Genomic DNA, 22,598 nt, shown 5'->3' on the forward strand with positions numbered 1-22,598 from the left:
TTAATAATGAGGTGTAGTAATGACAAGTAATATTGAACAAAAACTTGCAAAGGAACTTTCTATAAATGAAAGTCAAGTAATTAGTGTTGTTGAGATGATAGATGAGGGTAATACCGTTCCTTTTATAGCCAGATATAGGAAGGAACGAACTGGGGGATTAGATGATGAGGTGCTTAGAAAATTATCGGAAAGACTGATTTATATAAGAGGACTAGAGGATAAAAAAGAGAATGTTATAAGACTTATCGAAGAGCAGGAAAAGCTTACAGAAGAAATAAGGTTTAGTATTTTAAAATCTGAAACATTAACAGAAGTAGAGGATATATATCGGCCTTTCAAAATGAAAAAGAGAACAAAAGCTACTATGGCGGAAGAAAAGGGATTAAGACCCTTAGCACAATTAGTATGGAATGGAAACTTTAAAGGCAATTTTGAAGTTGAGATGGATAAGATGATTGATTTAGAAAAAGGAATAGATTCCAGGGAAACAGCTATTAAAGGAGCTATGGATATAATAAGTGAAATTATATCTGATACCGCAGAATTTAGAAAGTGGATAAGGTCATATATTCAAAGAGAGGCTATAATAGTAACTAAAGGAAGTTCAGAGGAACCTACACCCTATGAAATGTATTATGATTATAAAGAACCAATAAGGAACATTCCTCCATATAGAATACTTGCTATAAATAGAGGAGAAAAAGAAAAAGTTCTAAGTGTTAAGCTTGATTACATGGTAGAAATAGTTATACAATATTTAGAGGCAAAGTGTATTAAGGGAAATAATATAACAGATAAATATATAAAAGAAAGCGTAAGGGACTCTTATAAGAGGCTCATCTATCCATCTATTGAAAGAGAAATAAGAGCACAGCTTACAGAAATTGCTGAAGAAAGGGCTATAGAAATATTTAAGACTAACCTAAAATCTTTAATTATGCAACCTCCTATAAAAGATAAGGTGGTTATGGGATTTGATCCAGGATTTAGAACTGGATGCAAGGTAGCTGTTTTAGATAAAACAGGAAAGTTTCTAGAAAAGGCTACAGTTTATCCTACAGCACCAAGAAAAGATATAGATGGAACTATAAGTAAATTAAAAGAACTTGTTCTAAAAGAAGATATTGATGTGATATCTTTAGGAAATGGAACGGCTAGTAGAGAATCAGAAGAAGTTATAGCTCTTTTGATAAAAGAATTAAAAGAAGAAAAGGGAAAAGAGCTTTATTATGTTATAGTTTCAGAAGCGGGAGCTTCTGTATATTCAGCATCAAAGCTTGCAGCGGATGAATATCCTAATTTAGATGTAACTATAAGAGGGGCTATATCTATTGGAAGAAGACTTCAAGACCCACTATCGGAATTAGTTAAAATAGACCCAAAGTCTATAGGCGTTGGTCAATATCAACATGATGTAACAGCTAAAAAACTAGATGAATCACTTAAAGGTACAGTAGAGGATGTAGTGAATAAAGTTGGGGTGGATTTAAACATGGCCACACCTTCTCTTTTATCATATATTTCAGGTATTAATGATACTGTAGCACAAAATATAGTTAGTTATAGAGACGAAAAGGGTAAATTTAATAGCAGAAAAGAACTTCTTAAAGTAAAGAGACTAGGTCAAAAAGCGTTTGAACAATGTGCAGGATTTTTAAGGGTTATGGAAAGTAAGGAACCCCTGGATAATACTTCTGTACATCCTGAATCCTATGCATCTGCAAAAAAACTTGTGGATATATTAGGATATAATAAGGATGACTTTAAGAATGGAAGCTTAAAGGATATAGAACAAAGGGCTGAAAAATTTTCGCTAGAAGAATTGGCAGATAATATAGGCATAGGTAAATTAACTTTAGTTGATATAATAAAAGAACTTAAAAAACCAGGAAGGGATCCTAGAGAAGAACTTCCAAAACCTATGTTGAAAACAGGTGTTATGGATATAACACAATTAAAGATAGGAATGTTATTAATAGGTACAGTTAGAAACGTATCAGATTTCGGTGCATTTGTAGATATTGGAGTTCACCAAGATGGTCTAGTCCACAAAAGTCAAATGGCGGATACTTTCGTAAAACATCCCTTAGATATTGTAAAGGTTGGAGATATAATAAATGTAAAAGTAATTGAAATTGATGAAAAAAGAGGTAGAATATCTTTGACTATGAAAATGTAAAAAAAGACTTGTTATTTATATAACAGTGATATATAATAGTATTATAAAATAAAATATATTATCTTCAGGGCGGGGCGAAGGTCCCCACCGGCGGTAAAGCCCGCAAGCCTACATGGCATGATTCGGTTAAATTCCGAAGCCGACAGTATAGTCTGGATGGAAGAAGGTAAGCTATCTAAAAAGGATAATTGCTTTGCCCTGGCTTTGTGTCAGGGTATTTTTGCATTTAATCAGATAAAGTTAGCATGAGCCCCTTGAGGATACCTAATTTAAGGAGGTATTATCATGAATAAAAAGTTTAATCTTAACAAACAAATTAAAATTACATTACTTGCAGCTATGGCTTTTATACTGATGTATTTTGATTTCCCATTACCATTGTTTCCAGGTTTTTTAAAGATAGATTTAAGTGATCTACCAGCTCTAATAGGAGCATTTGCTTTAGGACCTGTAGAAGGAATTGTAATAGAACTTTTAAAAAACATACTTCATGTGTTATTTAAGGGGACTCAGACAGCTTTAGTAGGAGAATTTGCAAACTTTATAGTAGGCTCAGTGTTAGTGTTTATTTCAGGATATATATATAAAAGAAATAAAAATAAAAAGGGAGCTGTTGTGGGGTTAGTATGTGGAGCTTTAGCAATGACCACAGTAGCATCATTAATAAATTACTTTATATTGATACCAACCTATGCAAAGGTGTTTAAATTACCTTTAGATACACTAATAGGTATGGGAACAAAACTTAATGGAAATATAATAGATTTAAAAACCTTTATAATTTGGTCTGTAGTACCGTTTAATTTATTAAAGGGGATATTAGTATCACTAGTTACTCTTGGAGTATACAAAAATGTATCTTCACTTGTTCATAAAGAAGAGGTAATCTTAGAGAAAAAGAAATATTCAAAAGAAAATATTTAATGAATAAGAGATAAATGAACTTTAAATTAACATAAAAAGGCCAGCGTTATGCTAGCCTTTTTATGTTATAGTGCAATAAATCACTAATTATAAAGAGTTTTGTAGGTTTAATGGGTATGCTTAAATTAGATACTATAATCTAAAAGTTTCTTTTCCATAATATAAGGGCATCTTCACCATTATCCTCATAATACCTTTTTCGTCTTCCTTCTTCTTTGAAATCAAACTTGTTATATAATGATATGGCTACAACATTTGAGGCACGTACCTCTAAAGTCATAGAAGATATAAAGTGAGGTTTACCTAAATCTATAAGAGACTTTAATATTAACTCGCCAATTCCAATACCTCGAAAGCTTGGATGTACTGCTATGTTGGTTATATGAGATTCGTCAATAATGATCCAAGTGCCTCCAAAACCAACAATAACGTCATCAGATTTTGCTACCACATAATAAGAAAAGTTATTTTCAAGCTCAGTTAAAAATGACTCTCTGCTCCATGAAATAGGGAAACTTAAAAAACTAATAGCTAAAACATCATCTATATCTTCATAGGTCATAGGAGAAATCTTTATATTACTCATGACCTAGAAACAACTGTTTTTCATCATATTCTCTTTCAGCTTGAGATTTTATAAGGTACACAGGAGCAGAGTTGTTTATATCATCATTTTCACCATTGCTTAATTTAGTAACACCTATAACACCTAATGAAGCTGCTCTTATATAATTAAGATCAGAAGGGGCAAATATAACTTTAGGTAGTTGAGTCATTAATTTATCCTTGTGCAAACTTGTAGCATCTCCTACAAAACAAACTTCTTTATTATAAGTCTTTAAGTGAATTATTAATTCATCTATAGATAGGGAAGCATAATCCATGATTTGAATAAGATTTTCATTTTCATACGTATATAGACTAGTATAAACGTTATCTCTAAGTGCATCCATAATTGGACATATAATACCAGAGAAGCCGTAGATATTACGAGCTAATGCGTCTAAGGAAGATACTGAAATAAAAGGTTTGTTTGATGAAAAGCTTAAACCTTTTATAGTTGCCATTCCAATTCTAAGCCCTGTAAAAGAGCCTGGACCTTTTGATATAACGAATCCATCTATTTCAGATATATCTAATGAAATACTGTTTAATAAAGTATCTATCATGGTTAGTAGTAACACTGAATGCTGTTTTTTATAATTAAAATTTATTTCTCCAAGTAATTTATCATCTTCTAAAATTGCAACACTAGCCGTTGAGCTAGATGAATCTACGCTAAGTACCTTCATATTTTAATCTCCTTTATATAATTATATCTGTCTCCATTAGATATAATTTCAATATTTCTTACATCTTCACCTAAGTCATTAAGTTTAGATAATACTATTCTTAAATGTTCTTTTGGTATAAGAGCTTTTATATAGTCAGCCCATTCGATAACACTTACTGCGTTATCAAATATATACTCATCAAAACCTAGCTCATAAATTTCATCAGGATCATTGACTCTATATACATCAAAATGATATAGCTTTAATCTTCCGCTATCATACTCATTTACAATAGTAAAGGTAGGACTAGTAATATGACCTTTAATACCTAACCCCTTAGCTATACCCTTAGAAAGGTGGGTTTTGCCAACACCTAAATCACCTACTACACATATAATATCTCCAACGCTACAAAGATTACCTATTTGCTCGCCTATATTTAAAGTTTCTTCTACATTATTTACAATAAAGTCCATAAAAATGGTGATATAATCACCATCACCTCCTAAAAGTAAAATTAAACACACATGAATATTTTATATCAAAAGACATGAAAAAGAAAGAGGCGTAATATCTATATAATATATTATATAGATATTAGGAAGTTTAATATGAACATATGAAATATATATTACCACATTGTATGAGAAGATAAAATGATTTTTGTATCTTTATTTAATAAGTTAACGTATAATTAGTGTGTATAAAAAATTATTTAAATCACAACACTAACAAAGAAATATATAAGTTTGTTTATATATTTTTAAAATACTATATCTTTTGAGGTGAAAAATTGATGAAAAAATTCATATATGGAATAGTTACTATTAATGTAATAGTAATAGTAATCTTTGCTGCTACTTATAGATTTGGAATAGTCAAAAGTTCAGCAATTGTTGGAGAAAAAGAAAGTAGTGAAAAGTATTTAAATATTGTTGTTACAAGCAAGCCTCTTTATTATATTGTAAAAGATATAACCGGTGATAAACATAATGTTGAATATATGTTTAAAACTGAACAAGACATATTGGAATATAATTATACCGAAGACTCAATAAATAATATAGAAAAAAAAGATTTGTTTTTTTATAATGGAGCTAATTTAGAACCTTGGATTGATGTATTCACAGCTAAACTAAAAAAAGATAAATTATCAACAGTAAATGTTTCAAGAGGGGTAAAACTAAATTTACTTGATAATCCTAGAAAATATGGTGATAAAGAAATAAAAGAAAATCCTTATTATTTGCTAGGTATAGAGGAATATAAAATAGCATTATCTAATATAAAAAATTCCATAGAAGAAAAGGATCCTGTTAATAGACAATTTTATGAAAAGAATTATGAAAAGAAATTAAAAGAAATTTCTATAGTGGAAGAAGAAATGAAAGAAGCAATCGGTAAACTAAATACTTATTCAATAATTGTAAGTAGCGATGAATTTGATTATGGATTAAATTCCTTTAATTTAACTAATGTTCGATTAAAAAGGTTTGATAAAAATATTTCGGATAGTATACTAAAAGATCAAAAGGCTATAATTATTTTAGAAAAAAGTGATTCATCAAATGAAGATATTCAATCTACAATGAAAGATAATAATTCTCAAATAATTTATATGGAAAAATACAATGGAGATAAAGATTATCTAAATGTAATAAAAGATAATATGAAAATCATTAAAGACGCTAAAAATATCAAAGATGTTAAGGAATATACTTTAGATATAAATGATTTGAAGAAATAGTTTGAATTTATAGAATGTTTTAATGTATAATAACTATATATTACTAATTCTTAAATTTTATGATAATTGACTTAAAAGGAGATGGGGAAATGTTAGTAAAAAACATAATGTTGTCTAAAGAAAAATTAATTACAGTGAGTCCTAAAATTACAATTGGTCAGGCTCTTGAAATTATGAGTGAAAATAAGTTTTTATCTTTACCAGTAGTAGAAGGCGACAAGTTTTATGGAGCAATATCCAAGGATAGGATTTATGAATTTTATTATGAAAAATGCGAAGATAAACAATGCTTTTTGTCAGATTTTAATGTAGAAGTGGTTATGAGAAAAGATATACCAACAATATCACCTGTTGAGGAGATGGAAAAAGCAGTATACTTTTTAGAAATAATGAATATATCCTTTGTTGCTGTTATAAACGATAAAGGAGATTTCGAGGGTATATTAACCCATCATGCAGTATTTGAACAGTTTACATTATTGTTTGGGTTAAATAAAGGACAAAGATTAGCTGTTATGGCTTATGATGTTCCAGGACAAATTTCAAAACTTTCAAATGTACTTGCAGAAAATAATGCAGATATAATAAGCTTTGTAGTTGTAGATCCAAAAAGCGTTATAGATGTTATGGAAATTGTTGTGAGAATGAGAACTGACAATTTTGAACTTATAGAAGAAAAGGTAAAAGACTTAGGCTTCAAAATAATCTAACTATAAATTAAAAAGCCATCAGTATATGATGTGACCCCATTAAGTTAGACTTTATTGCGTAGTAGTTTTTAACTGCTATGCAATAATTTTATGCAGCTAAGTGGCTAAGTCTGTATTCTACAGGACTCATCCATCCTAGTTTCTCTTTAATTCGTTTCTCGTTATAATACTTTATGTATTTGTCTATTGTCTCTTTCAGTTCCTCATAGCTATAATAAACCACACCATAATACATTTCTTGTTTCATAATTCCAAAGAAGTTTTCCATTACTGAATTATCATGGCAGTTTCCTTTCCGGGACATACTTTGGAATATTTTATTTTCATTCAGATTATAACTATAAGCCTTCATTTGGTAAGCCCATCCTTGATCTGAATGAAATGTGCGCCTGTATTTACAATCGCTTGTAATTTTTATGGCTTCATTTAAAGCATTCATTATATTCTCAGCAGATGGTCGTTGTGAAATAGCATAGCTAATTATTTCTCTATTGTACATATCCATAAATGGATCCAGATAGAGCTTCTTGATGATCATTCTTCCTTTGTCATCTATATCATAATACTTAAATTCAGAGGTGTCTGTTGTAATCTTTTGGTGTTGAATATGAGTATCAAATCTCCTGTGAATTCTATTCGGAGCAACCTTGCCCATCTTGCCTTTATAAGAACTGTATTTACGGCTTTTTCTGGTAAACGAAGAAACTTGTAGCCCAAGCTTTTGAACAACTCTTTGAACACGTTTTTTATTTACAATGAGTCCCTGTTTTCTTAATTCTCCATAAATCCGACGATAACCAAAATCTTTGTTTTCTTTTCTAATTTCAAGGATTCTTTGCTCAAGATCTTCATTTGGATTTTCTCTATCAAAGCGTTTTTGTTGGAACGGCGCCCCTTTCTTTTGGGTCGTAAAGCATCAGGACCAGCAATTCTAAAATCGTTTACCCACTTATTAATTAATGGTGGATTGTTTATGCCAACTGATAGAGCCAACTCCTGATAAGAGACCTCTGTTGATAAATATAATTCTACCACATGAAATTTGAATTCGAAGGTATATGTTTTATTTTTTCTAGAACGCATTAAGCCTTCATCACCAAACGATTTAAAAGCATTTATCCATTTCATAACATCTCGAGAAGATTTTACACCATACTTATTTGCTAAAAAGTTTTTTCCCCCTTCACCATTCATGTATGAATTTACAATTCTTTTCTTGAATTCATAATCATATTTTGCCATAAAAAACCGACCTCCAATTGCTAGATTTTTAGGTCTAACTTTTAGGGGTCGGCTCAATATTCTGGTGGCTTTTTAATTGTGTATAAAACGATTAATTTGTCAACAAATGAAACCTTCATTCATAATATATAATATGAAACATTAATTGTACTTAAGGAGTAATAATAATTATAAATAAGTGCATTTATTTGATTCATAATTATTATATATTCCTTGAAATATATAAAGGGAGAATATATGTATGAAGAATGAAGAGATAATAAGGCAACTTTGCAATGATCCTGAAGGAATACGGTTTATAGAAAACTTAATAATAAATCAAAATATATCAATAAAAGGCAGTGGATGTAATCATAGATGTCACAAATGTAATTGTCAAAATAATTGTAATGATGATTTTGATAGTTGGATTATATTGCTACTACTCTTTTGTGGGTGTGGGTTTGGATTCTTCTTTTAGTTACCTTAGAATATAAATTAATTGTAATGTATTCATAACTATAGATTAATATTAATAAAAGGTATAAAAATGTTAATCTAAATAAATAATAAAAAAAGCTTATGAACATTTATGTTCATAAGCTTTTTATTCTGGCAGGGGTAGTAGGGCTCGAACCTACGACCAACGGTTTTGGAGACCGCTACTCTACCAATTGAGCTATACCCCTAAGCAACAATTAGAATTATACCGTATATTAAAAGATAATGCAATAGTTTTTTTATAGGATACATTAATTAATTTCATTAAGTATTAATTAGCTACAGGAAATTACAAAAGAAACAAAGGTTCTTAAATATCAAAAGCTTTAATGATATAATCATAATAAAAAATATTAATATAAATATAGGAGTTGTGATATGGAAAAGATAATATTTCATATAGATGTTAATTCAGCTTATTTATCTTGGAGCGCAGCAGATAGACTTAAAAATGGAGAAAAATTAGATATAAGGCTTGTACCATCTGTAATAGGAGGAGATGAAAACAGTAGAAGAGGAGTCGTTTTAGCTAAGTCAGATAAAGCAAAATATTACGGAATAATCACCGGTGAAAGTTTATATTCGGCTAGAAAAAAGTGCAATGATTTAATTGTAATTCCTCCCAACTTTAAAATTTATGAAAAATATAGTAAGGATATGTTTGAATTTTTACATAATTATACTCCTTATATCCAAAAGTATTCTATAGATGAATGCTTTTTAGACATGGGCCTTAATAAAAGGGAGGATGCTTTAAAGTTAGCTGAAATAATAAGAAAGAAAATAAAAGAAAAATTTAATTTTACAGTAAGTATTGGTGTAGCTACAAATAAATTATTAGCAAAGATGGCATCTGAACTAAAGAAGCCTGATAAGGTTAATACAATATTTAAAGAAGAAATAGAAATGAAGTTATGGCATCTTCCTGTAGAAGAATTATTTATGGTAGGTAAAAGTGCAAAAAAGACCTTGAATTTAATGTACATATATACCATAGGGGAGCTAGCTACTAGTGATAAAGCCTTAATTAAGGATAAATTAAAGAGTATGGGAGAACTTATATGGAACTATGCAAATGGAATAGATTTTAGCAAAGTAGAATATGATGAAGAAGATATTAAAAATATTAGTAATGAAACTACATTAGCTACAGACTTATTGCATAGAGAAAAGGCTCATAGGGTAATTTTAGAGTTATCGGATAAGGTTTCATATAGATTAAGGAAAAATAATAAATATTGTTATTCCATAGGTATAAATATAAAAACCAATGAATTCAAAAGCTATTCTCATCAAAAAAAGATATTAAATCCAACCAATTCAACAAAAATAATATATAAGATAGCAACAGAACTTTTCGACAAGTGTTGGAAAGGGGAACCAATTAGACTTTTAGGTATAAATTTAAGTAATTTGACAGATACTTATATAGAACAACTTAGCTTACTTTCATTAAAAGATGATAAAAAAATGATGGATAAAGAGAGTATAGATAAAGTTTTAGATAATATAAGAGAAAAGTATGGAAAAGTATAGACATATATAGAATTATATAAATATATTTTAAAAAATATACAGATATTTGCAAAACGAAACATATTCAAAGGTAGCAATTATAATGATATAATTTAAAGAAATATTGAAGATTCAGAATTGAACATCAATATGGAAGTGTAAGTATTGGGTTGTAGATATCACTGTTAAGAGGTAATGATATGAAACATAATTTGAGGTATGTTATATTTTTAATTTCAATATACATCATAAGTACTATATTAGGCAGTTATTTATTTTCTTATAGATCAAGAAAGATAGATCAAAAGAATAGTGTAGTATCAGAATATAATAATGTTAAATCCAAAGAAGCTAAATTTATGGATGAAGCCTATGAAGAAGAACCAAAGGATGAAAAGGATATAATTTTAGAAAATGACAAAATCGCATATTTAACTTTTGATGATGGTCCAAGTAGCAATATAACACCTAAGATTTTAGATATATTAGAAGAAAATCATATTAATGCTACATTCTTTATAACAGGGGAAAGAGCAAAAAGTAATAAAGAAATAATTAAAGATATAAGATTAAAAAAACATTCAATCGGCAATCATTCTTATACTCATGATTTTAATATAGTTTATTCATCAAAAGAGAACTTTACAAATGAAGTAGAAAGTACAGAGAGAGTTTTAAAGGATATCTTAGGAGAAGATTATAAAAGCGACTTTTTTAGATTTCCAGGGGGATCCTTTGAAGATTACAAAGATGCATATAAAGATATATTAAAGAATATGAATATTAAATATATAGATTGGAACGCCCTAAATGGTGATTCTGAATATAACAATGTACCAGTAGAAGCCCAGCTTCAAAAAATCAAGGAGACTGTTTCAAATAAAGATAAGGTAATAATACTTTTGCATGACTCATCCTCCAAAGAAACAACTGTAGAGGCGTTACCTGAGATAATTAGGTATTTAAAGGAAGAGAACTTTAAATTTATAGGACTTTAATTTAAAAGAGTAAATACAACTTTAAACAAATTAATATTAATTTAATTAGAATTTTAAGTTTATTGTAGAGCTAATAATGATAAAAACTATATTTTTTTATAGTTATTATAAAATTTATTTTATAGGAGGGGGACGATTTAGTGAAAAAAGAATTTAGAAAGAGTATGTCAAAGTTTTTAACTATTGCATTTTCATTATCCCTAGTCTTTAGTAGTTCTAGCAAAGTAGGGGCACAGACTCAAGAAAATATGGCTTTGAGTACGGAACAGATTGCAAGTATGCAAAGTCAACTAAAAGAACTTTTATCTGAGGATAAAAGGAAGATAGAATTACATGAAGAAGATCCGGAGGAAGTTATAAGAATTATAGTAGAACTAGATGAAAAACCTGCAGCTGAGAGAATGCCACAAGGTATTGCCGCATCAACGGAGATTATTAATGAAGTAAAAGAGGCTCAAAAAGAAACTAAAGATGAAGCAGAAAAGCTTGAGGGAGCAGAAATAAGACATAGTTATGGAAACCTTGTTAATGGATTTAGTATGAATGTTAAACGTAAAGAAATAGAAGATTTAAAAGAATTAGATGGAGTAAAGAGTGTAAAAGAAGCCAACCGTTATGAACCACAAATAAATTATGCTAAAGGTTTAACACAGGCTTTTGATGCATGGACGAAATATAACATCAAAGGAGAAGGAATGCTAGTATCTATAATTGATACAGGCATTGATTACGAGCACAAAGATTTAAAGAATCCAAAAGATAGTTCTAAATTAAAGTTAAATAAAGATAAGGCAGAAGAAATAAAAAATAATAATATATTAAAGGCTGAAAAAGGGACTGATACGTATTTCAGTGATAAGATACCGTTTGGATATAATTACGCAGATAAAAATGATGATGTAATAGATACAAGAGAAGATGGCGGTCATGGTATGCATGTGGCAGGAATTGTAGGTGCAGATGGTAATGAAGAAGAGATAAAACTTGGACAAGCAGTTCAAGGAGTTGCACCTGAGACACAATTACTTGCTATGAAAGCTTTTTCTAATGGGCCTGGAGGTAAATATGCATTTAGTGATGATATAGTTGCAGCTATAGAAGACTCAGCCACATTAGGCGCTGATGTAATTAACATGAGTTTAGGGTCTGTATCTGGATTCCAAGATGATGATGATGCAGAGCAAAGAGCCATAAAAAATGCTACAGAAAAAGGCGTAATGGTAGTTGTTTCAGCTGGAAACTCTAGCTACTCTACAGCACCATATAGAGATAAAAATATGAAGGATATATCTACAGTTGGGGCACCAGCTTTAGCAAAAGATGCATTAATGGTTGCAAACTTTCAAAATCAAAATGTTACATCTTATGCTACATCATTTTTAGATTCAAATGGAAAAGAATTTTTAAAGACTGCATATAGTGAACATACTTTTAAATTTGAAGATAATAAAGAATTAAGTCTTGTAAGTTGTGGAGTTGGAAAACCTGAAGACTTTGTAGGCAAAGAATTAAAAGATAAAGTTGCACTGATAGAAAGAGGAGATTTAGCCTTTACAGAAAAGATAATTAATGCTCAAAAGGCAGGAGCATGTGGAGTCGTAATGTTTAATACTAGTGCGGGTGGAGAGGCTTTAATTAATATGGCTACTGAAGGAAGTATAACTATACCTGCCATATTTGTTGGAAATAAAGCAGGAGCAGAAGCAACTAAAAGATTGAAAAATAAAGAAGATGTTAAATTTAAATTCACAGGAGATACAATAAGTGGAGAAAATCCTAATTCAGGAGACTATGATGATAGCACATCTTGGGGTACAGCTCCTAACTTAGATTTTAAACCTCAAATTGCTGGACCAGGTGGAAATATATTCTCTACAGTTAATAATAATAGATACGAAACTATGAGTGGTACATCAATGTCAGCACCACATGTATCAGGAGGTATGGCATTAATATTAGAATCCATAAAAGAATACGATAAAGATCTTAAAGGAAGAGAACTAGTAGATTATGCAAAAAATGTTGCAATGAACACTTCAGTAGTTAAAAATGATAAGGGTGGAGTTCCTTTTTCACCAAGAAGACAAGGAGCGGGATTAATTCAAATATCAGATGCTATAAAAAATAAAGTTACTGCTACTTATAATGGGGTTGGATCTGTAGCATTAAAAGAGATACAAGGTAAAAATATTAGTTTCACTATTGATTTAAATAATCATGGTGATAAAGATGTTACTTATTCTTTAGATAAGATAGGGGGAGTTTTATCTCAAGAAGATAAGGATGCTTCAGGAGAAATGGCTAGAGATATAATCCTTTCAAAAGATGATGCAGATATAACCTTTGATAAAAAAGAGGTTACAGTTAAAGCAAAAGGTACTGAAAAGGTTAATGTAACTATAAATATAGGTGATAATCTAAGTACAGAAAGATTTTTAGAAGGATATTTGCAATTAAAATCAACTGATTCAGATCAACCTTCACTGGTTGTACCTTACATGGGATACTATGGAGATTGGGCTAAGGAGAGAATAATAAATTACGGAGATTGGGAAGAATCAGATAGTTTGATGGCTCAAATAGATGACGCTTCTCTAACAGCTCTTATGGCCACATATAAAGGTGATAAAGTGAATATATTAGGTGATAATCCAGAAGACTTTGCAATATCCCCTAATGGAGATAATTACTGTGAAGAGGTTATACCATATTTATATTTCCTTAGAAATGCAAAGAAAGTTGTAAGTGAAATTGAAGATGAAAATGGAAATGTAGTAGTAAAAGCAGGTGAGATGGATGATGTAAGGAAACAAGTTTATAATAACTCTAATAATTCAGGGAAATCACCATCACTTAGAAATGATTTATCTTGGAATGGAATGGTGTACAATAAATCTAAAGGTGAGAACGAGGCTGTTAAAGAAGGCATATATAAATTATCAATAAAGTCCTATGTAGATTTAGATAATAAAGAGCCACAAAAGTTTGAAGTACCAATTAAAGTGGATATAACAGCACCGGAAATTAAAGTTATATCATCTGAAATAGAGGGAGAAGACTTAGTAATTAAATGGAATGCAAAAGATAACTTAGCAGGTATTTTAAATAGTGCTATATTTATAGGTGATGATATTAAAAAAGATGCTAAGATAATTGATGAAGGTAAAGAACTGTATTCTGTAAAACTTAAGGCTAAGGAAGTTAAAGATAAACAAGTATCTATAGTAGTTATGGACAAGGCTTACAATCTAGCATCTGTTAACGCAGTTGTAGAGAAGATAGAAGAATCTATAATAGAATTTAACAATAAAGACTTTGCAGCGGGAAGTATGGATGCATCAGAAAAATCATTGAATAAAGAGGGTATGCTAGAAATAAGTGGAAAAGTATCATATCCAATTAAATCCTTTAAAATTGATGATAAAGATGTAGAAGTAAATAAAGACTTAACATTTAATTTCTTAAAAGATAGCAAGGAACTTAAACAAGGAATAAATTATATACACGTTTATGCACAAGGAATAGATGGAAACATAGCTAAGGTTAAGCAAGAGGACGGATCAGCAGTACCAGCAAACAATTATGCAACAAAAATATACTTTGATTCAGAAGATCCAATAATTAATTTAACATCACCTTTTAGTGATGGTAAGGGGAATATATTTATTAATTCAGAAGAACTTATATTAAAAGGAATAGTTTCAGATAGTGGGATGGGATATAAGTTTTATATTAACGGAGAAATTGAAAAACAGGTACAAGCTGAAGTTAACTATGGTCATGAATATACAGCTTACGAGTTTAATAAAAAGGTTGAAGTGGAAAATGGAGATATAATGACATTAAAGGCTGTGGACTTATCTGGACATACTACTATTCTTAAATATAAAGTTAATATAGATAAAGAAAAGCCTATAGTAACTATAGAAGGTGTAGAAAATGGAAAGATTTATAATGAAAATATTAAGCCAGAAATAAAAATGAATAAAGAAGGAACTATAAAATCAACACTAAATGGAAAAGAATATAATAATGAAGAAATATCAGAAGAAGGAAACTATGAATTAATAGTGAGAGCTATTGATAATTCAGGAAATGAAGTTGAATCTATAATTAAGTTTTCTATAGACAAGACAGCACCAGTTATAGATGTTAAAGGTGTGGAAGATGGTAAAACTTACAATATGTCTGTTATGCCTAAGATAACATCAGATGATAAAGATGCAACAATTAAATATATCCTAGATGGTAAGGAATATGATGGTATAGAGCCAATAAGAAGTAATGGTGAGCATAAGTTAGATATAGAAGCAAAAGATTTAGCAGGAAATATATCTAAGAGCAGCGTGAAATTTGAAATAGGTACTATTATTAATAAAGGTGATGACCAAGTTTTAGTTATTAAAGATAGATTACAGTATTCAGATGGAAATGTAGTTGAATTTATACTAAAAGATATAAGCACAATATCAAAAGAAGTCTTTGAAGCTGTAAAAGGTGGAGAAAAGGTAATGATATTTAAACTGGACTCTAAAGATGCTAAAATTAAGTGGCAATTTGATACAAAGGATATTACATCTATAGACAAAGATTTAGATATAAGTTTAAATGAAATTAGCCCTAATAAGGATTCTATATACAAACTAGATGAAAAGGCTCAAATTATATCATTTAAGCATAATGGAAGGTTGCCTGGTTTAACAAAAGTGACAATAATGATAGATAAAGAAAAAACGGATCTAACAAAAAATATATATTCATATTATTTTAATGAAACTACAAATAAAGCAGAATTACATGCAGAAAACTTAAAAGCATTTAATAAAGATAATGAAGATTATCTAGAACTAAACTTAGAACATTGTAGCGACTACTTTTTATCAAACTTGGATTCCAAAACTATTATTAAACCAGATGTAGATGTAGATGTAGATAAAGACAAAGACAAGGATATAGGAGGTACCAACGATAACAATACTCCTAAAGAAAATAAAAATGATTCTAAAGAAAAGATAAATTCAAAATCTAAACTTGCAAAAACAGGATCAATGGTTAATACAAGCTCTATGATGTCTTTTGGAACTTTGTTATGCGGACTTGGATATGTTATGAGTAAAAAAGGCAAGAAAAACAAATAATAATAAGTCAAAAAACTTCATGAAATTAAAGATTACAGTGAAAAAGAAGCTATAAGTATATACATAGCTTCTTTTTTTATTAGTTTTAATATTTATAGTATAACAACACATTTTAGGTATAGGGAGATATTAATGTATTATAAAATATACAAAATATATGAGCAAAAATGGAAAAAATACAAGGACTGATGAAAAGTATAGGATAATTTGTCATGTGAAATATTTGGAAAGTTGATGAATAAAATGATATGATGTAAATAAAGATGGAACATTTCAAATTATCTGTTAATGGATAGAAAACAATCTGTTAATGTTAAAAATCACTTGGTGTTAACGTATACAAATGATTTAAGTAATATTAATGAAATTATTTGAATAATAATTATAAAAGGGGGTCACATAAGCAAGGCTTAAATCACTATTTAAATTTAAACTTATTTTTAAATTTGTATAATCAGCTAATAAATATATAAGTTAGAAAGGAAATAGAGAATGGAAAGTGAAAAAATATTAGAAATCAAAGATTTGCATACGGGATTTCGATTTAAAGACAAGTACTTTGATGCAGTAGATGGTGTATCTTTAACTTTAAACAGAAATGAATTACTAGCAATAGTTGGAGAGTCTGGTTGTGGAAAAAGTACTATTGCTAACTCTATAGTTGGGTTACATAATAGTAGCTTTACTAAGGTAAGCGGGGAAATAATTTATAAAGGAGAAAATATATTAAACTATTCAGAAGAAAAGTTTAATAAAATTAGAGGCAAAGAAATCGGTTTTATTTTTCAAGATCCACTAGCATCTTTAAATCCACTACATAAAATTGGAAGGCAAATAGAAGAATCTCTTATATATCATACTGATTTAAATAAAAAACAAAGGCGAGAAAGAATGTTAGATTTATTAAATCAAGTAGGCATTGTAAATCCTGAAAAAACTGCTCAGCAGTTTCCCCATGAATTATCTGGAGGTATGAGACAAAGAGTTCTAATAGCTATTGCACTTTCTTGCAAACCTAATATTATAATAGCGGATGAACCAACTACTGCATTAGATGTTACTATACAAGCTCAGATATTAGACTTACTCGCAGAACTTCAAAAAGAAATTAATGCAGGAATTATACTTATAACACATGACTTGGGGGTAGTTGCACAAAATGCAGATAGAGTTGCTGTTATGTATGCAGGACAAATTGTAGAGCTAGCTGATGCAAAAGAACTTTTTAATAATCCACTGCATCCTTATACAAAATCATTGCTAAACTCTATACCTAATGCTGAATTAGTTGGACAAGAATTGCATGTAATAAAAGGAATGGTACCGTCTTTAGAAAATTTGCCAAGAAAGGGTTGTAGATTTAAAGAGCGAATTCCATGGATATCAGATTCAGAACATGAAGAGGACTCAATCCTTCATGAGGTTTCAAAAGGTCACTTTGTAAGGTGTACATGCTGGAAGAATTTTTACTTTGAAAATGAAGTGGGGTGCTAAAATGGAATTTTTAAAAATAGATGATTTAAAAGTTCACTTTCCTATTCGTGGAGGAGTGCTTAATACTATAAAAGATTATACCCGTGCTGTAGATGGTGTATCACTTTCACTTGAACAAGGAAAGACATATGGACTTATAGGAGAATCAGGGTCAGGTAAAACAACTATAGGGAAAGCTATTGTAGGATTAGAAAATCCAACAGAAGGTAAAATATTATATAATAATCAAACAGTAAATACAAAAAGGTTAAGAAAAAAGGTTGGGTATAATAAAGATGTACAAATGATATTTCAAGATGTTTTATCTAGTCTTGATCCTAAAAAAAGAATTATAGATATAATAGCAGAACCTATTCGTAATTACGAAAAGTTAAGCAAAAAAGAAGAGTTAGAAAAAGTATTGAAATTATTAAATATAGTAGGAATGCCACAAGATTCTTTGTATAAATACCCTTATGAATTCTCAGGGGGACAGCGTCAAAGAATAGGTGTAGCTAGAGCTGTATCTTTAAATCCCAAACTTATTGTAGCTGATGAACCTGTATCGGCCCTTGATTTATCAATACAAGCTCAAGTATTAAATTTTTTAAAAGAGGTGCAAAGAGATTTTAATTTAAGTTACCTTTTTATATCCCATGATTTAGGCGTAGTTAAACATATGTGTGATTATATTTATATCATGCATAGAGGAAGATTTGTAGAGACTGGTACAAGGGAGGATATATATAACAATCCTCAGCATATTTATACAAAAAGATTAATAGCTGCTATACCACAAATTTCTGTAGAGGATAGAGCAAAGAGTAGACAAGAAAGAATCATGGTGGAAGAGGAATATAACAGAAGAGAAAAAATGTTCTATGATGAAAATGGCAGAGCGTTTGACTTAATTCAAATTTCTAAAACCCACTATGTGTCAGTAAGAGAAAAGGGGGATCTATAAGATGTGGAAAACCGTATTGCGTAGAGTGTTATTAATGATACCTCAACTTTTAATATTAAGTATAATTGTTTTTGGATTTGGTAAGATGATGCCTGGAGATCCTTTTACAGGCTTAATAAGCCCAGAGACGGATCCTTTGGTACTTGAGGAATTAAAGGAAAAGGCGGGGTTAAATGATCCTGTACCTGTTCAGTATAAAACCTGGATGGTTAAGATGCTTAAAGATGGTGACTTTGGAAGATCTTATACTCAAAAGGTACCAGTCGCTTCTCTTATTGGTGAAAGAGCAAAAAATACACTGTGGTTATCTTTATTGACTTTGATTTTAACTTACCTAATAGCAATTCCTCTTGGTATTTATGCGGGAAGATATGAAGGTTCAAGGTTTGATAAAGGTGTTATAATGTATAATTTTATAAGTTATGCTATACCTACATTTGTAATAGGACTTGTGTTTCTTCTAATATTTGGATACAAATTAGGATGGTTCCCCACAACAGGGTCTGTAGAGATTGGTCTACAAAAAGGAACATTTGCATATTTTAAAAGTAAGCTACATTATATGATTTTACCTGCGGTTTCAGCTGCCATAGTAAGGACAACGGGAACCATACAATATTTAAGAAATGAAGTAATTGATGCTAAAGGTCAAGATTATGTAAAAACAGCTAGGAGTAAGGGTGTACCTATAAATAAGGTTTATTCTCAACATATATTTAGAAATTCATTATTACCTATTGCAGCATTTTTTGGCTTTACTATTATGGGACTTTTAAGTGGATCTGTATTTATTGAAACTATTTTTGGATATTCAGGAATGGGAGAATTATTTATTACATCAATAAATAGTAGAGATTATTCAGTTATGAATGCCTTGGTTTTATTATTTGGATTTTTAACATTAATGGGTAGTTTGTTGTCTGATATAATCATGACAATTGTTGACCCTAGAATAAGAATAGATTAGGAGGGATCAAATATGAGTAAACAAGACATTGATGCAAAAAACATTGCCTCCGAAATAGAGCTAAAGGCTATTGCTGCAGAAATAGATGAAAAAGAATTAAAATCAGTTAGTGAAGTGCCATCTTTTTGGAAGGTACTTAAAAGGGAATTTAAAGTCGATAAATTGGCAACAACATGTCTCATTATTTTAACTATAATAATAGCGACAGTGTTAATAGGATCTTTAATTATAGATCAAAATGAAATTATGAAAATAAATTTAAGGAATAGATATAAAGCGCCAGGAGCAGAATTTATTTTAGGAACAGATATAGGCGGGAGGTCCATTGCAGGTCAACTATTAATTGGAGGAAGAAATTCTATTTTAATAGGATTTGCAGTTACTGTAATAACCTCTGTAATTGGTATAATTGTTGGGCTAATTGTAGGTTACCATGGTGGGGTAGTGGACAATATAATAATGAGAATATGTGATTTCATTTCAGTTTTGCCTACAACATTACTTATAATTACATTTGTAGTGGTGATTCCAAAGTATACCATGTGGCATTTTATATTTATAATGAGTGTATTTTATTGGGTTGGTATGACGAGATTGGTAAGAAGTAAAGCTTTATCAGAAGGTAGAAGAGACTATGTAAATGCATCGAAGATAATGGGAACAAGCAATTTGAAGATTATGTATGGTGGTATTTTACCTAATATTAGTTCCATCATAATTGTAGATTTAATTTTGAGTTTCGCTGGAAATATTGGAATTGAAACTGGATTATCATTTTTAGGATTCGGTTTACCTCCATCCACACCTTCGCTAGGAACATTGGTATCTTATGCGAGAACTCCAGGTGCTATGTCGAACAAATTATGGTTATGGTTACCTGCGTCATTATTAATATTAGTAATGATGTTGTGTATAAATTACGTCGGTCAAGCATTTAGAAGGGCTTCTGACGCAAAACAAAGATTAGGATAGAATGAAGGGGGAGTAGTAAAAATGAAAAAAAGTTTAAAGTTTATGGTCCCATTACTATTAGCATCAACACTTTTATTAGCAGCTTGCAACAAAAAGTCAGCTGATGAAGGTGGTCCTGCCACAGGCGGAGAGAAGGAAAATGCATTATTAAAAATAGAGCTTCCTCATCCAGATGTGCTTCAAAAAGAGGGGAAAACAGTGGGAGGAACTCTTAATGTTGCATTAGTTACAGACACACCTTTTGAAGGCATTTTTAATACCTTTTTATACTCAAATAAGGCAGACTCTGACATAATGGCACCAATGCTTGGGGCATTTATGAAATCTGGAGAAAACTTTGAAATTGTTGATGGTGGATATTGTGACGTTAAATTTGACAAGGAAGCTAAAAAGGCAACTTATAAAATTAATAAAGATTTAACTTGGAGTGATGGAGTTCCAGTAACATCAGATGATTTAATCTTTGTATATGAATCTGTTGCAAATAAAGATTATGCAGGAATAAGATTTGATTCAGATTATAGAAATGTTGTAGGTATTGAAGAATACAATAAGGGAACTGCAGAAACCATATCAGGACTTAATAAAATCGACGATAAAACATTAGAAGTATCTTTTAAGAAATATTATCCAGGAATACTCTGGGGTGCAGGATTAACTTTTAATGCTGAGCCAAAGCATTATTTAAAAGATATTCCTATAGAAGAAATGGAAAGTCATGATAAAGTTAGAGTAAATCCATTGTCTTGTGGACCATTTGTGGTTTCTAATATTGTTCCTGGAGAATCTGTGGAATATATACCTAATCCACATTGGTTTGGAGAAAAACCTAAAGTAGATAAAATTGTTTATAAAAGAACAAGTCCAGATACAATAGTAGAAGCATTAAAAGCTGGAACCTTTGATGTTGTTGATGGTATTACTGTAGATAGCTATAAAGAGTACAAAGATTTAAGTAATATTGAATTACTATCTTCAGTACAAAGATCTTATGGATATGTAGGATTTAAATTAGGGAAGTGGGATGGTGAAGCTAAAGAAGTAAAAACTGATACTACTAAAAAGATGTCTGATGTTAAATTAAGACAGGCTATTGCTTATTCTATGGATAACAAGGAAGTATGTGAAGTGTTCTACAATGGTTTAAGATTACCTGCTAATTCTGTAATGGATCCAGCACATGCTACTTTTTGGAATTCAAAGTTACCTGGATATAATTATGATCCAGAAAAAGCAAAGAAGATTCTTGATGATGCTGGTTATAAAGATGTAGATAATGATGGAATGAGAGAAGATACAAAGGGAAATAAGCTAAAAATTAATTTTCTTTCAATGTCAGGTGGAGAAATTGCTGAACCATTAGCTCAATTTTTCGTTCAAGGTTGGAGAGATATAGGACTTGATGTAAATCTTCAAAATGGTAGATTAGTAGATATGAACGCCTTTTATGACATGGTTGAAAATGATAATGAAGAAATAGATATGTATATGGGAGGATGGGGAGTAGGATCAAATCCAGATCCATCAGGATTATATGGAAGGCAAGCTGCAATGAATTATACAAGATTTGCAACTGAAGAAAATGATAAATTATTAGATGCTATTGCTTCAGAAGATGCATTTGGAAAAGATGGAATTAATCAAGAATATTTAGTTAAGGCTTATCACGACTGGCAACAATATATTCATGATGAAGTTCCGGTTGCACCTACTAACTTTAGATATGGAATAACAGCAACAAATAAGAGAGTTAACAGCTGGGATTTAAGGACAGTTAGTGACTGGGGTTGGGAGAATGTTGGATTATTATCCGATACTCCTGAAAAAGCAAAATAATAAAAAGTAAATTAAAGACACAAAATAATGTTAAAAAGGTTGTCTCAAAGGAAAGGTTGAGGCAACCTTTTTTATATATAAAATAAAATGTTATTTAAGAAACTTAAATTTTAAATATAGAATTTATAAAAGTGTAGATATTTAAGTTGAATAATTACATATATTTTGATAAAATTAAG

The 22,598-nt window shown here is 30.1% G+C and carries 16 protein-coding genes, 1 tRNA gene, 1 pseudogene and 1 riboswitch; of the genes and pseudogenes, 13 read left to right on the plus strand and 5 right to left on the minus strand.

Features of this window, described 5'->3' with window-relative positions; all coding sequences use genetic code 11:
• Positions 1 to 19 precede the first annotated feature (19 nt).
• Together BV55_RS0110285 and BV55_RS0110290 are read left to right on the plus strand one after the other, a co-directional pair.
• A complete protein-coding gene (locus tag BV55_RS0110285) occupies positions 20 to 2,179 on the plus strand; it encodes a Tex family protein (RefSeq protein ID WP_029452738.1) in 2,160 nt (719 codons plus the stop codon).
• A gap of 56 nt (positions 2,180 to 2,235) precedes the next feature.
• Positions 2,236 to 2,351: riboswitch (FMN riboswitch) on the plus strand.
• 113 nt (positions 2,352 to 2,464) lie between these two features.
• Positions 2,465 to 3,103 carry an ECF transporter S component gene (locus tag BV55_RS0110290; protein ID WP_029452739.1) on the plus strand — a complete coding sequence of 213 codons (639 nt, stop codon included), beginning with the start codon at positions 2,465 to 2,467 and terminating at the stop codon, positions 3,101 to 3,103.
• 139 nt (positions 3,104 to 3,242) lie between these two features.
• Here the strand turns inward: BV55_RS0110290 and rimI are convergent, their stop codons facing one another.
• The 3 genes from rimI to tsaE are packed head-to-tail and all read right to left on the minus strand — an operon-like array spanning position 3,243 to position 4,853.
• Complete coding sequence (gene rimI / locus BV55_RS0110295) at positions 3,243 to 3,689, minus strand: ribosomal protein S18-alanine N-acetyltransferase (RefSeq protein WP_029452740.1); 447 nt, start codon at positions 3,687 to 3,689, stop codon at positions 3,243 to 3,245.
• Positions 3,682 to 4,395 carry a tRNA (adenosine(37)-N6)-threonylcarbamoyltransferase complex dimerization subunit type 1 TsaB gene (gene tsaB, locus BV55_RS0110300; RefSeq protein WP_029452741.1) on the minus strand — a complete coding sequence of 238 codons (714 nt, stop codon included), beginning with the start codon at positions 4,393 to 4,395 and terminating at the stop codon, positions 3,682 to 3,684. The genes rimI and tsaB overlap by 8 nt, the downstream gene beginning before the upstream one ends.
• Positions 4,392 to 4,853, minus strand: coding sequence for a tRNA (adenosine(37)-N6)-threonylcarbamoyltransferase complex ATPase subunit type 1 TsaE (tsaE, locus tag BV55_RS0110305; protein ID WP_029452742.1), 462 nt, complete (start codon positions 4,851 to 4,853; stop codon positions 4,392 to 4,394). Before tsaE ends, tsaB begins: the two co-directional genes overlap by 4 nt.
• 320 nt (positions 4,854 to 5,173) lie before the next feature.
• Between tsaE and BV55_RS0110310 the strand changes: the two genes are divergently transcribed.
• Both BV55_RS0110310 and BV55_RS0110315 read left to right on the plus strand, forming a co-directional pair.
• Positions 5,174 to 6,124, plus strand: coding sequence for a metal ABC transporter substrate-binding protein (locus BV55_RS0110310; RefSeq protein ID WP_051652481.1), 951 nt, complete (start codon positions 5,174 to 5,176; stop codon positions 6,122 to 6,124).
• 89 nt (positions 6,125 to 6,213) lie between these two features.
• Positions 6,214 to 6,834, plus strand: a complete 621-nt coding sequence (locus BV55_RS0110315; protein WP_029452744.1) for a CBS domain-containing protein — start codon at positions 6,214 to 6,216, stop codon at positions 6,832 to 6,834.
• An 88-nt stretch (positions 6,835 to 6,922) separates the two neighbouring features.
• Here the strand turns inward: BV55_RS0110315 and BV55_RS15375 are convergent.
• A pseudogene (locus tag BV55_RS15375) lies at positions 6,923 to 8,076 on the minus strand (IS3 family transposase).
• A gap of 241 nt (positions 8,077 to 8,317) precedes the next feature.
• Here BV55_RS15375 and BV55_RS0110330 point away from each other — a divergent pair.
• Positions 8,318 to 8,536, plus strand: coding sequence for a hypothetical protein (locus BV55_RS0110330; protein ID WP_029452747.1), 219 nt, complete (start codon positions 8,318 to 8,320; stop codon positions 8,534 to 8,536).
• Positions 8,537 to 8,668: 132 nt separating this feature from the next.
• Here the strand turns inward: BV55_RS0110330 and BV55_RS0110335 are convergent.
• A tRNA-Trp gene (locus BV55_RS0110335) sits at positions 8,669 to 8,744 on the minus strand.
• A 190-nt stretch (positions 8,745 to 8,934) separates the two neighbouring features.
• Here BV55_RS0110335 and BV55_RS0110340 point away from each other — a divergent pair.
• From BV55_RS0110340 to BV55_RS0110375, 8 genes are all read left to right on the plus strand, one after another.
• Positions 8,935 to 10,092: a Y-family DNA polymerase gene (locus BV55_RS0110340; protein ID WP_051652483.1), complete on the plus strand. Its 1,158-nt coding sequence runs from the start codon at positions 8,935 to 8,937 to the stop codon at positions 10,090 to 10,092.
• 179 nt (positions 10,093 to 10,271) lie between these two features.
• Positions 10,272 to 11,069 (plus strand): polysaccharide deacetylase family protein, encoded by a 798-nt coding sequence (locus BV55_RS0110345; RefSeq protein WP_029452749.1) that lies wholly within the window; start codon positions 10,272 to 10,274, stop codon positions 11,067 to 11,069.
• Between the two features lie 140 nt (positions 11,070 to 11,209).
• Complete coding sequence (locus BV55_RS0110350) at positions 11,210 to 16,207, plus strand: S8 family serine peptidase (RefSeq protein WP_051652484.1); 4,998 nt, start codon at positions 11,210 to 11,212, stop codon at positions 16,205 to 16,207.
• A gap of 492 nt (positions 16,208 to 16,699) precedes the next feature.
• Complete coding sequence (locus BV55_RS0110355; protein ID WP_029452751.1) at positions 16,700 to 17,701, plus strand: ABC transporter ATP-binding protein; 1,002 nt, start codon at positions 16,700 to 16,702, stop codon at positions 17,699 to 17,701.
• A gap of 1 nt (position 17,702) precedes the next feature.
• Positions 17,703 to 18,644: an ATP-binding cassette domain-containing protein gene (locus BV55_RS0110360; RefSeq protein ID WP_029452752.1), complete on the plus strand. Its 942-nt coding sequence runs from the start codon at positions 17,703 to 17,705 to the stop codon at positions 18,642 to 18,644.
• A 1-nt stretch (position 18,645) separates the two neighbouring features.
• On the plus strand, positions 18,646 to 19,611 hold the full coding sequence (gene opp4B, locus BV55_RS0110365) for an oligopeptide ABC transporter permease (protein ID WP_029452753.1): 966 nt from the start codon (positions 18,646 to 18,648) through the stop codon (positions 19,609 to 19,611).
• A 12-nt stretch (positions 19,612 to 19,623) separates the two neighbouring features.
• Positions 19,624 to 20,583: an ABC transporter permease gene (locus BV55_RS0110370; RefSeq protein WP_084170540.1), complete on the plus strand. Its 960-nt coding sequence runs from the start codon at positions 19,624 to 19,626 to the stop codon at positions 20,581 to 20,583.
• 21 nt (positions 20,584 to 20,604) lie between these two features.
• Complete coding sequence (locus tag BV55_RS0110375; protein ID WP_029452755.1) at positions 20,605 to 22,419, plus strand: oligopeptide ABC transporter substrate-binding protein; 1,815 nt, start codon at positions 20,605 to 20,607, stop codon at positions 22,417 to 22,419.
• Positions 22,420 to 22,598: the final 179 nt, after the last annotated feature.

The sequence above is a fragment of the Clostridium algidicarnis genome, assembly GCF_000703125.1.
GTDB lineage: Bacteria > Bacillota > Clostridia > Clostridiales > Clostridiaceae > Clostridium_L > Clostridium_L algidicarnis.

Bases quoted from the DNA above. Each gene is read 5' to 3' on its own strand.
- BV55_RS0110285 (WP_029452738.1), top strand. From the start codon at position 20: ATGACAAGTAATATTGAACAAAAACTTGCAAAGGAACTTTCTATAAAT.
- BV55_RS0110290 (WP_029452739.1), top strand. From the start codon at position 2,465: ATGAATAAAAAGTTTAATCTTAACAAACAAATTAAAATTACATTACTT.
- rimI (WP_029452740.1), bottom strand. From the start codon at position 3,689: ATGAGTAATATAAAGATTTCTCCTATGACCTATGAAGATATAGATGAT.
- tsaB (WP_029452741.1), bottom strand. From the start codon at position 4,395: ATGAAGGTACTTAGCGTAGATTCATCTAGCTCAACGGCTAGTGTTGCA.
- tsaE (WP_029452742.1), bottom strand. From the start codon at position 4,853: ATGGACTTTATTGTAAATAATGTAGAAGAAACTTTAAATATAGGCGAG.
- BV55_RS0110310 (WP_051652481.1), top strand. From the start codon at position 5,174: ATGAAAAAATTCATATATGGAATAGTTACTATTAATGTAATAGTAATA.
- BV55_RS0110315 (WP_029452744.1), top strand. From the start codon at position 6,214: ATGTTAGTAAAAAACATAATGTTGTCTAAAGAAAAATTAATTACAGTG.
- BV55_RS0110330 (WP_029452747.1), top strand. From the start codon at position 8,318: ATGAAGAATGAAGAGATAATAAGGCAACTTTGCAATGATCCTGAAGGA.
- BV55_RS0110340 (WP_051652483.1), top strand. From the start codon at position 8,935: ATGGAAAAGATAATATTTCATATAGATGTTAATTCAGCTTATTTATCT.
- BV55_RS0110345 (WP_029452749.1), top strand. From the start codon at position 10,272: ATGAAACATAATTTGAGGTATGTTATATTTTTAATTTCAATATACATC.
- BV55_RS0110355 (WP_029452751.1), top strand. From the start codon at position 16,700: ATGGAAAGTGAAAAAATATTAGAAATCAAAGATTTGCATACGGGATTT.
- BV55_RS0110360 (WP_029452752.1), top strand. From the start codon at position 17,703: ATGGAATTTTTAAAAATAGATGATTTAAAAGTTCACTTTCCTATTCGT.
- opp4B (WP_029452753.1), top strand. From the start codon at position 18,646: ATGTGGAAAACCGTATTGCGTAGAGTGTTATTAATGATACCTCAACTT.
- BV55_RS0110370 (WP_084170540.1), top strand. From the start codon at position 19,624: ATGAGTAAACAAGACATTGATGCAAAAAACATTGCCTCCGAAATAGAG.
- BV55_RS0110375 (WP_029452755.1), top strand. From the start codon at position 20,605: ATGAAAAAAAGTTTAAAGTTTATGGTCCCATTACTATTAGCATCAACA.